The following is an 11,132-nucleotide window of genomic DNA, read 5'->3' as shown; positions in this document are numbered from 1 at the left end:
TCGCGGCGCAGTTCTTCAGACAAAATCGAATCCCCAAGTTCTCCGTTGAGAGATTACACGTCGGTCAGCATTGGGCAACACTAGAGAACTCGTTTGGCTTGAGAACAACGCACTCGTTGGTGGTGGGCTGATGTTGCTCACGGGACGACTACCGATGCGGCATGGCGTGCGCGTGGTGCTGGGGTGCTTTGTGCTGCTGGGCGCGCCGGTGATTGCGAGCGGGTTTCTGCAAATGGGTGATAGCTCGCCAACCTATGCGCCGGTCAGCCAAGTGATCGAGGCGCAGCCGGGTCTTGGCGCGCGGGGCGACCTACCGCCTTCGGATTATGATCCCTATGCTGGGGCGTCGATAAGGAGCGATTGATCAGCGGCGACGCTGAGGCGCTGGAACGCATATGCGGTTTTCAAAAGTGTGACTTTTGTGAAAAGGGCATGATTCTTAGTCTGTTAACGCGAGATGCAAACGCGAAAGTGTGACTTTTGAGCGTGGCGGATGAGTGGCCTGTGCGCATTGCAGGGTTTGCGAGCCGCGCGCGAGGCTGCACTTGCCTTGGCCGAGAGGGAATGTTGACGGTGTGAAAGAGCTGTAGAAGAGTTAGCGCAAGGCTACGCAGTAGGAAAACCAAGACATCTACCGCGCGGCGTGTATCGCGACTTTCCCGCTGGCCATTATCCAAAAAGAACGCTGACCATTAGCGACGCAGTGCTAGCCTATATTGCAGTCAGCCTTGGGAGTGGTGAGGCGTTCACATCCCATCATGGCAAAGGCGACAGGACAATAATCTACCAACACCAATTAAATCTACTGTTCCCGGAACTTCGCGGAACTTTCAGTGAGGAAGCCAAATCGTTCTATGGAGCGCATTGAAGCTTGCTGGTAAGCTATGAGGATTTGGTGACCCAGCCATCGCATGACGTCCCATGGAACTTCAGGATGGCATTCAATCGGTTCTGCTCAGCCAGAAGCAATTCATGATCCGGAAGCATCATAATGCTTGCATAGACTGACACATTGCCGCTGCCACCTGGGCCATCATCAACGAAAGTCGTGCTGTTGTATCCGTAGGAGTCTAAGTCCTTAATGATCCTGTTGGCAGCATTACTATCGCTTGCACAGCATGTAAATTCGATTTCCCTTTTTAGGCTAAGGTCTGCGCCCTCTTTTGCTAAGCGATAGAGCACTTCTCCATCGTCGTCGTTCGGGTAATCTTTTCTTTCAACCATCAGTCAATTTCTCCGTCCTCGCGGCGGTACTTGGTGCCAGGAGAATCGATCCGATTATAATTCGTGTCACTCTTTGGCCCGCCATCTGCCTCCAACGCCCTTGACTCCTGCTTGAAGGATTCTCGGTCGCTGGATGCGGATCTTGTTTCCGTGCGAACATGAGGGTCATTATTCCGTCTCGCCTCTCGCCGACCAGAGCTTGCGGCACGAGATGCGTCTCCCTTTCCATGGTACCGCGTACCGCTCTCGTGGTGATTTGTGTAAGAGCCGGTCGGACAATTATGCACCAGCACTTGCTGTTCGCCAACGAAGTAGGTTTCAAAATCGGCAACAGTCAGATTGAAGGTGGCATCAGTCCTGTCAGTCTCGATAATCGACGCAAGGATCATTCCGCGGCCATCACGTGTAACCACTGACATGCCAACCCTTAGCTCTTCAGTCTTCTTCCAACCCTGTCCAGCAATCCACCAAGGATGATCATCAGTCGTTTCGAAAAACTCGGATGCCCCGTCAACGCCAGTAAGCGAGACTTCCCATATTACCCGGTCATGGCGCCGGATAAGGTCGGTAACAGACTTGAGTGCGGTCTCACCAGTTACCTCATCGCGCGCCCAGACAAGATCGCCCACGTTGATCTCTTCGATTGGACGAAGACCTGCTTCGGTATCGACCAGCGTACCGGCGACAAAACAGCAAGTTTTCTTTTTGGAACCGCCAAGTACTTTGTCGAATCCCTGCTTGATTAATCTGCCCGCTCGCCCGACGTTTTTTAGCGTCTTTACAGGATTCACTGCACCTTTCCCCGTTTCAACTATCGCTTCACCGATATCAACTTCGCCCTTCGTAATCGCCTGATCTGCAACTTCTACGATGAAGTCGAATGCGAGAAGCGCGCCTTTCTCACCAGTAAAGTCTATCCCATTTATCGGGTCATTTCCGACATATGCGTAGAGGTTGTACTGGTCTTCGTAGCCGATGGGATCGGTTTGGAGGAACCTGCCGAGGGTGGGTGAGTAGAACCGGGCTTTGTAGTAATAGAGGCCGATCTCTGGGATCCAGGCCTGGCCGGTGTATTGGAACCGCCCGGTGTTAGCCGTGCTGGGGATGCCATATTCGTCGTAGGTGTTCTTCGCGATGGTGGCACCGCGATATTCAGTTACCGCGACGATGCTGCCGCGCGGATCAGCATGCAGGAACTTGCGATAGGCGTTGGAGATCGACGCGCCTTGGTACTCAATCAGCGGATCATCTGCGCCCGGGTTTCCGCCGTGAACATAGCGCTTGGCCATAGTGCCATTGCTGAGGTATTCCGCGATCAGCGCATTGCCATCATAGAGGTAGTTAACCTGACCATATCCGGGCTTGTCTGACACAGTGCGATAAAGCCGACCCAAAGGATCGTAATACAGATTGGCCGTGTAGGTCTGATTGGCATTGGGATCGACCGTGACCACCCGCACCAAGCGGTTCTCGACATCATAGAGGTAGGTATTGGTGCCGTCAGAGGTCAGGTTGCCATTGGCATCATAGGTGAAGCTTTCTGAGCCGGCGCTTTCATATTGATTGAGCCCATTGGTCTGATAGCTGCGGTTGAGATTGACGTGACCGTCCCAGCTATAGGCATCATTGCTTTGCGTCTCTGTGCGGATTTGCGAGGCCGCATTGCGGGTGTAGTTCCAGGTGACGTCAGATGAACCATAGTGGACATCGAGATCAATCTCTTCGAGCCGCCCAACCGCATCATACTCAAAGCTGCGCATGTGATCGCTCAAAGCGTGGTATTGCCACGATAGACGATCAGGCAAACCGCGCTGGTTATACCAGAAATTGCCTAGCCAAGTGGAGCCCTGCCTGATCCCCGCAAGCCGGTTGAGCTTATCGTAATTGTAGCGGAACACGGTGCCATCAGGATGCCTGATCTCGGTCCGATTGCCGTTCGCGTCGTATTCGTAGAAGATCCGCCGCGCACCTTGGCCCATCGTGCTGTCAGTGGTGTAATCGAGCCGACCGAACCCGTCATAAGTGTTGGTTTGGCCAACACTCTCAAGCGAGTTAAAGCGGGTCTTGATCGGCAGCCCGCGCAGGTCGTACGAGTAATAGACGTCTTTCTCGTGCGCGCTGGATAGACCAGCCCTATTGGGAATGACCTTCTTGGTCATTCGATTGAGGTTGTCGTATTCGTAAGTGATGACGGAGCCATCGCGCTTGCGCAGGCTTAGACGGTTGCCATTGTCGTCATAGGTGTAAGCTTCGTAGTCGCCTGTGTTGAGCGCGCCTGCTGTGCTGAGCGCGGTGGCTGGCGTCGTATCGTTGAACGAGCTTGGCCGGGTCTTGGCCGGGAAGATCCATTGGATCTGACGATCAAAGCCGTCATAGACCATCTTTGCGCGGTTGCCGTTGGCATCCACGACCTGCTCCAGCTGACCATTATCCGTATAGGAATAGGTCGAGTCCGCGATCTCAATCGGGGTATCAACGCCCTTGCGCACCTGCAGCACCTGACCCGCTGCATCGTAGATCGTCCTGGTAATCCGGTCCGGCTCGCTCGCTCCAGGATCCTGCACACAGGCGCTGGCTGGCAGGCTGCTGTTGACCACCGGACGCATGCGCACCGCGGTGCATTCGAGGCGCCCGACATTGTCATAGCTGTATTGGGTGACCGAGACCGTGACATTGCCTACGCCGTTCACCCGTTCAAAGGTCTTGCGATTTAGCGCATCGTAGTAAGTGAGAACGAAGGATTGGAGAGTGAAGTCGCCCCACTGCGTATGGGGATCCTTGGTCTCATCTTTCCAGCTCGCAAGCTCGCCAGTCTCCTGCCTGATCACATTGCCGCGCGCATCGTAATATGTGCGCGTGGCCAGATGCTTCAGCGGCCCTCCCACACCATCGGGATCAGGCGCAATCGTGCCCACCACCCGGCCCAACGCATCATAGCGCGTGGCCGAGGTGTAATCCGATGCAGACGCCTGTGCGCTTGCCCCGTGCGGAGCCAGCAAGACTGCACCCGTTACGGCGAACGCGGCGGCTGTAAGAAGCTGCTTCATCATCCCGCCCCTCACTGACATGTCGCCAGGCCAGCCTTGGGCTGGGTCTCTGAGATCTTACGGCCGTACTCATCAATGCCGTAACACGTTCGCAGCGTTTCACCGTCCGCCGTCACCGCCATGCCAACCCGAAAGACATTGCTACCCTTGCTCGCATTGCCTTCCTGATACTCGTAGGTGGTCACCACCTTATCGCTAGCGCCCGCCGAGCAATCGCCATTGGCCAGCATCGCGCTCGTATTGCAGCTGAACTGCGAGGTCTGCACCCACACCGGCGTCGCCGCCTGAGTGTATCCGCCGCCCGCATTCTTCAACCACGCATATTTCTGAGCGTAGGTATAGCGCGTCTCTGGGCGAGGATCGCCCGGGTTCGCAGCCGGAGCACGTACCCGCGTCACACCCCCGTGCGCCGCCGCATACTCGTAATCCGTCGTGTTGCCCTCCGCATCGGTGGTCGTGAGCGGCTTCTTACAAATGCTGCGAGCCCCTTGATGGCAGTCGTAGGTTGCGCTCGTAACAATATCAGGCTCACCGCTTCCCGGCTTGGCCTTGCGCCGGGTCTCGATGACGTTTCTGAAGCGAAAACCATCATATTTGTATTCTGTCACGTTACCTTCTGGATCGGTATAAGACTGCATGTTGGGGTTAACCAGACAGCGATGTCGCTCAGATTGCGGATAGCCTGCCGCGGCTACTGGATCGCAATAATCCATCGTCCACTCACGCCCCAATGGATCGGTGATCGAAACCGGTCCTGATGTGGTTTGATATTTCACATCACCGAGATTTACCGGCGATCCAGCAGGATAGGTGCCCTGCCACGTGCCCGGCACAATCGGAAAGCCGAATTTCACCTCGGTTGTGCGCCCTGTGCTGTCGCTCATCTTGCCGCCAGCAAGAGTGGGAATAAACGGATACGGCGGATCATTAAATCCGGTCTGATACGGCGCTTCATCATATTGATAGGTGACCACCAGTCCATCGGCACGCTCTTGCCTCGTGACGATATCGTTCGTCTCAAGCTGATCGGTCGTTCTGGCTTGTAACCTGTTGCTGAGATAGGGCGTGGTCTCGCCGGGATAGTAATACTCCATGTCATCCCCGGAATATCCGTATTGCCACACTTCGCCATTCACATCGGTCGCTGAAGCAAGTTTGCCATTGTAGGTGTATGAAACGGTCTGCAGCGCATTGGCATTACACGTCGTGCTGGATGCTGCCTCGGCCAGGTTGAAGATGCATGCCTTGGTCACCTGATGCCAGGTCGCGCCCGAGCCACCATATTCAAGCCCGATCGCCATGCCGAGATTGGACTCGACGCGCGACAAGCGTGACGCATGCCCTGCAGGTCCTCCATGATTGTAGGAGAAGGTCAGTATCTCGCCATTGGCCTGAGTAATCTTCGACACATAGGCGCAGCGATAGGCTGTGGAACAATCGCCGCTGCCGATCGGGCGAAATTCGACAAGAGTCCCGTCTAATGTCTCGAACGTATAAACAGCCGCTGCCGAAGATCTGGACCCCGATACTGTGAGGAAGCCACCGGCGGAAGATTCGTGCCCCGGACCAGTATTGTAGCTTCTCGCTGCGAATGTCTGTTTCGACCCACCGTAATGGACAAAGAGCTGGAAGTCAGTTCCGTTGCCCTCGGGGCCTGCAATTGGCGGCAGGTTCTTGGTCATATCAAAACCGCGTTCGGCGATGAAGATATCCCAATTGTGCGCCATATTGGCAAAAGGCTGCTCGTGCCCGCGCGCATCGTTCGAGATCTGCCGCGTCAAAGACAGCGAGCCAGCGCTTAGATCGGTCTTGCTATAAGCAAATCGGCCCGTGCGCATGTCGACGCCCGTGTCGGTGACAGAGAGCTTTTCAGGTGGCGGAGAAGTATCCGTAGGCGCATCGCCGCTATCACCTGGGTCACCCCCACCAGGGAAGTCCTGCGCGTTGGCGGGAGTAAGGAACAAAGCTGATGCAGTGAGGGACGCAGCCCAAAATGCTGATCGCCCTTTTGATTTTGCGCTGCTGCTGGTTGGCTGGGCTTGTGGCTTGATGTTCATGCGTACGGCTCGATTTGTGCGAGGATTTGCGGGAAGAGTTTGGAGAGCAATTGGCAAGCAGCCGCTCAAACAGGTGAAAGGGCTTTGGATGCGCAGTTCATGCATCCAAAACCGCTCAATCAATTGCTAGGAGGCGGCGGTGGAGGCGGACAGGTTGGCGTCGTAGAACCAGAGGCTGCCTTGTACTCTGTTCGATTGCCCGCCTTGTCGTAACAGATAACCCGCTTCTCGGTGTTGTTCTGCCCGCCGCTTGTCTCGACCTTAATCAACCGGCCAAGCGCGTCATAGGTGTAAGTCTCTGTGCTAGCAGTAGTTGACTGGGCTCCGACAGAACTCATCGCTACAACGCTGAGCGCACCGACTGAAGCGCTAACCAATAGGCGTGTGACTCGTATCATTTCGGATGCCCCCAATTGTGCCTGCGCACTCCCGACTCGAAAGCGCGTGTTCCACTGTTTGCCCGCAATGAAGCTGTCAAAGTCCTACAAAGCAAGGGTGTGTTTAAAGAAATGAGAACCTCGCTCGGCAGACCTATAGAAAAATGAAGGGACGTGATCCTTCAAGCCTGCCATTGTGATGCGTCAAGGCAACTCTGACAAAACAACAACAAGCTACCAGCAGCGCAATTAACCCACAGGCACAGTTCGATTGAAATTGGGCCGAAACCGGTCGGTCCGGTTTCGGCAGAGTTCATCGAAATGCGGTCATTCTGCTAACCAGTCAAAGTCGTTCAGTTGTCCGTCGCGATTGGTCACTCAAAACCGGACACATTAGCCAATCAGTCTGGAATCAGCGGCGCGTAAATTGTCGGGCCGGTCATTCGATTAAGCTCGGCGGATAGCTGTCGCCTTCGATTGCTTTCGCACATATCCATCTCGTTCGATCGTCGTGGTGCGAACTACGTCTACTCCGTCCATGCCAGCTTCAAAGGTCACGGAGTTCAATTCGGCATCGAACCCGCCAAAACAGTCATGCATTGCCTTAAGAAAGCCAACCTCCGCTAAAGGCCGTGGCGGCGGTTTCGGATTGTTGCGTGGGCTTGGGATAGTGGCTGGAAAAAGATAGATGCAAGGTGGCGGCAAGCGATAGGGGCCAACCTCGTTTACTCGCTCTGGCGCGTCGTCAATCTTTGGACAGGCTCTAGCTGCTGTTCCGCAAAGCCAATCCCAGACGATCAATCCATCAACCTGCTTCTTCTCCGAGATCACATCGGCGGAAAAGCGTACATGAATGCCTGACCAAACGTTGTGGCGTGGATCGGCCCCTTTGTTCTGGCAGACGCTCCACACGATGAATTCGTTCGCATGTGGCGGCCGAGCCGAGATATTCGTGTTGTTGCCGTCCAGGCAGCCCTTCAGCTCGATAGCTGCGATCTTGTCGTCTTTGAGCGTGACGGAATAGTCGTGGCGGTTAGCGTTGCCTGCCTCGATCCAATTCTTGATGTAGCCCGCATCCTCCATGTGATTGAGGATGTGAGCAACGAATGCTTTCTTCTCTGCCATCGAGGCGGAAATTTGGCCTCTGACGCGCTGGATCGAGCCTTGGAAGATACCGCTTTCATAAAAGTCCTTCTCACTCAAACCGAATGTATTCAGCTCGTGCGACCTCGTTTTGAGGGTTTCTGAAAACTCTTCGATTTGACGCTTAAGATCAGGATCTTTTCGGCACGGAATTGGATCATTCATGCGGCGCTGACGTCCTCTTTGGCCATTGAATGAGCGATTATCGGCTCAAAGAGATGTTTCGCCAAGTGCCTGACAACTGGAACCGCCACTCCATCCCCCGTCAGATGATAGGCCTCATTGTAGCCGTCGGGTAGCTTGTATCTGTCGGGAAGGCCCATAAGCCGTGCGGTCTCCCTTGACGAGATCAGACGTGACCTAATGTTTTCGCCCTCTACCACTAAGATCAACTGACGCGACGAGCCACCCGCAGGCGTGCGCAGGCATCCGGCGATGTTATCAAACCGAACTTCCGCGCGCTGGACCTTAATCCCGTGATGGAAGCGTGTGCGCTTATATACGCCGCCAACCATCCGTACACCGGCAAGCTTGGCCGTCTCAACTTTAGCCAAGTTCACATCGCTCATCATTAAAAGGAGATTGCGCGTTTCGCGGGCCGTGTGCCATTTGACACTCTTGGGATTATCCTCAATCAAATCCCGGAAATCCTGCTTTCGCTTGGGCGGCGTCGGCATATGCCACCACAGCCAGCTTTCCTTTAGAACCTGGGGTAATGAATCATACGCACGCTTGATAGCGGGAGTATGCCATGGGCTTTGAGGCTCGCTCTCCGTGTTGGTCGCAGCCAAATCGTGGCGTACACCGATGACGAACAGACGTGGGCGGGATTGTGGTACGAAAAGCGACGCATCGACCACAACGGCACCGAACCGATATCCCAGACCGTGTAACGCATCGCAGATGGCCACGAAGTCTTTGCCTTTGTGAGACGTCAGCGTACCGACGACATTTTCGAGCGCGATGATTTTTGGCGCGCGTCCATCGCGGGCAAGCTCATCGATGATTGCGATGAACGGCCAAAATGTTCCGGACCGGTCGCCTTTAAGGCCTGCTCCCCCGCCCGCTAGTGACAGATCTTGGCATGGAAACGAGCCCCACACCATATCTGCCTCTTCCGGCAACGTCAGCGGATCGACGTTCCGAATGTCATCGACGACAATATCGCCGTCGCCCCAGTTGCGGGCATATGTCGCTCCCTTCTTCTTATCGAAGTCATTTGCGAACAAGCACGTCCAATTGGCACCAAGCCCAGCGCGCGCCATGCCACCGCCCGCGAAGAACTCATAGAAGCTGAAATCAGATGATTGCTTTGCCATGTCGCTGGGGACGCTACATAGAGAACAAGGGCAGAACAAGGGGGGGGATCGCAATCAGCGCTATCCTGTGCCCATCAAATTGGACAACCTAAGGACATTTTATGCGACCAAGTTTCAGGAACCGAGTGCAATTCCTCGAGCAGAACATTTTTGAAGCGAATGATCCTGCGCTCGCCGAACCGCCACCGATCCAAAACATAATCTATCGGACAGACGATGAGGAGAAAAAGTGGATTGAGAAGTCCACTGAAATGATCGGTGATTTCAGATCGGTCTTTCGAAGCGTCTATATGCGCTGGGCGATTACCATAAATTCGCTTTTCGTCGCGCGCGACCGCTATCAATCACATCCAAACCTCGGTCTTCGCGTTGATACGGTGAGAGCGAGCGCCGATGGTCCTGAACGCGTCGAATTGGCGCTTTGGCATGGCCAAGAAGCGTCAAGAAACTACGAAGCCTGCATACCTCTCATGGGCGGCTATGGCGTTCAGGATATGTATGGTGCGCTGGAAGAGGTCGTATTCGAACTGTACGAAATCTATCTCGACGCCCGTCCTCAGGTGTTGATGAAGGGGGATGATTTCAAGCGCCTTCGCAAACTCTATCGCGACCGAGAAACGAGCCCCGAAACAGCGACTAAGTATCAGGAGGTATGGAGTGAGCGCTTAGAGAGCTGGCGCAGGAAACGCGCTTACGACGGTTTGCACAAAGTGTTCGCAGCATATTTCAAGAAAGCCGGTTTGCTGCGGCCCAGTTGGTACGCCCAGAGTGACATCGGATCGTGGGCGAAAGCTATAGAAACCGTCGGTCTTATTCGCCATCACGTCACCCATGGAGAAGACTTTGTCTCTGAGGAATTAGGCCGGCTTTGTGCAGAACAGCCTCAGCTAGGGCTCGATCTGAAGGCCGGTGAGCAGCTGGTCATCTATACCGAGCACCTAATGCTCGTAGAGGCGTTCTTCGACCAACTCCTTACAGCGATAAATATCAGCCTACTGGAAAAAGGTCATGGCAAACCATTGCCGAAGCCGGAGCCTTAGACTGAAGGGCGAGATATAGCGCCATCCGCGTTTGCGCGTACTTGCTTCAAGCAATGACTTGATCTCATCTCTACGATGATCGCTAACCATGTGTGAACTTACAACGGCCTTTAAACTGTCTGGCGCTCAGCCAATGTCATAGCGAAGGCTATTCACCGCCATGTTTAACCAATTGCAGCCTTTGGTGGCTTCGTAGCTGCGTCTTTTCGCCGAGATTCTGCCACCTTGTTTGACTTTGACTTCTTCGCTCGGAAAGCTGCCAGCTCGTCCAACTCTGCACGCATCTGTGTCTTGGTTGGCATCTCGATCTGCTTTGCTGCGGCCTGGTCGTGCCCAGAATGCTCAGAAGCGCGCGACATGGCGCGATGAATGACCAGATAGTCTTCGTCACTTACGTCGACACCGCTGAGACGCAATGTTCCGACATTTGAGCCGAACCGCCTGACGACATCGTTTAGCACGATTTCCTCCACGGCTCTTTCCCAAGTCTCTCGCAGCGCGGCGTAAAACCGCGTGCAAGCTCGTCGATATTCGCCACTTATAGGGGATGCCTCTTCTGGCACTTGGTCGAGCATCGCTTTCAATGATTGTTCGCGCTCTTTGACCTTTCGAGCCACCCAAGGCGCGCTGTCGACCGTAACCACCCCGAACTCTTCGGTCCCGCCTTGTTCGATTAAGCAAGGGAGGGCTGGCACCGGCACTGTTCGATCCGTACAGGCGAGCATCAATTCGTTGTAGAAAACCAGGTTGTGGGTGAAGATAATGATCTGCCGCCCTTTAGCCGCTTCATCGACCAGACGCCGAGCGACCTTGCGAATTCGCATATGGTCCAAACTGGTCACAAGATCATCTAGGATGATGCCTGATCTTCGTTCGGCGACATGAGTTTCTGCCATAAAGCAGGCGAGGCTGAGGGCCCGTTGTT

General features: G+C 54.7%; 9 protein-coding genes. 2 read left to right on the top strand and 7 right to left on the bottom strand.

Features of this window, described 5'->3' with window-relative positions:
- Positions 1 to 130: 130 nt before the first annotated feature.
- Positions 131 to 364 (top strand): hypothetical protein, encoded by a 234-nt coding sequence (locus AC0V6V_RS10790; protein WP_486165397.1) that lies wholly within the window; start codon positions 131 to 133, stop codon positions 362 to 364.
- 518 nt (positions 365 to 882) lie between these two features.
- Here AC0V6V_RS10790 and AC0V6V_RS10785 read toward each other — a convergent pair.
- From AC0V6V_RS10785 to AC0V6V_RS10760, 6 genes are all read right to left on the bottom strand, one after another.
- Positions 883 to 1,224, bottom strand: a complete 342-nt coding sequence (locus tag AC0V6V_RS10785; RefSeq protein WP_486165398.1) for a ribonuclease E inhibitor RraB — start codon at positions 1,222 to 1,224, stop codon at positions 883 to 885.
- Entirely contained in the window at positions 1,224 to 4,271 is a 3,048-nt protein-coding gene (locus AC0V6V_RS10780; protein ID WP_486165399.1) for an RHS repeat-associated core domain-containing protein, read from the bottom strand. The genes AC0V6V_RS10785 and AC0V6V_RS10780 overlap by 1 nt, the downstream gene beginning before the upstream one ends.
- An 11-nt stretch (positions 4,272 to 4,282) precedes the next feature.
- A complete protein-coding gene (locus AC0V6V_RS10775) occupies positions 4,283 to 6,328 on the bottom strand; it encodes a hypothetical protein (RefSeq protein WP_486165387.1) in 2,046 nt (681 codons plus the stop codon).
- A gap of 119 nt (positions 6,329 to 6,447) precedes the next feature.
- Positions 6,448 to 6,666 carry a hypothetical protein gene (locus AC0V6V_RS10770; protein WP_486165386.1) on the bottom strand — a complete coding sequence of 73 codons (219 nt, stop codon included), beginning with the start codon at positions 6,664 to 6,666 and terminating at the stop codon, positions 6,448 to 6,450.
- Between the two features lie 486 nt (positions 6,667 to 7,152).
- Positions 7,153 to 8,013 carry a hypothetical protein gene (locus AC0V6V_RS10765; RefSeq protein WP_486165385.1) on the bottom strand — a complete coding sequence of 287 codons (861 nt, stop codon included), beginning with the start codon at positions 8,011 to 8,013 and terminating at the stop codon, positions 7,153 to 7,155.
- Positions 8,010 to 9,167, bottom strand: a complete 1,158-nt coding sequence (locus AC0V6V_RS10760) for a DNA cytosine methyltransferase (RefSeq protein ID WP_486165384.1) — start codon at positions 9,165 to 9,167, stop codon at positions 8,010 to 8,012. Before AC0V6V_RS10760 ends, AC0V6V_RS10765 begins: the two co-directional genes overlap by 4 nt.
- A 125-nt stretch (positions 9,168 to 9,292) precedes the next feature.
- On the opposite strand from AC0V6V_RS10760, the gene AC0V6V_RS10755 reads away from it, so the two are divergent.
- A complete protein-coding gene (locus AC0V6V_RS10755) occupies positions 9,293 to 10,207 on the top strand; it encodes a hypothetical protein (RefSeq protein WP_486165383.1) in 915 nt (304 codons plus the stop codon).
- Positions 10,208 to 10,371: 164 nt separating this feature from the next.
- On the opposite strand, the gene AC0V6V_RS10750 is transcribed toward AC0V6V_RS10755, so the two are convergent.
- Entirely contained in the window at positions 10,372 to 11,103 is a 732-nt protein-coding gene (locus tag AC0V6V_RS10750) for a hypothetical protein (RefSeq protein ID WP_486165382.1), read from the bottom strand.
- Positions 11,104 to 11,132: the final 29 nt, after the last annotated feature.

The organism is Erythrobacter sp. S249 (assembly GCF_057364975.1).
Note: the sequence above shows the minus strand (reverse complement) of the source record. Positions and strands in the feature narration are given on the sequence as shown.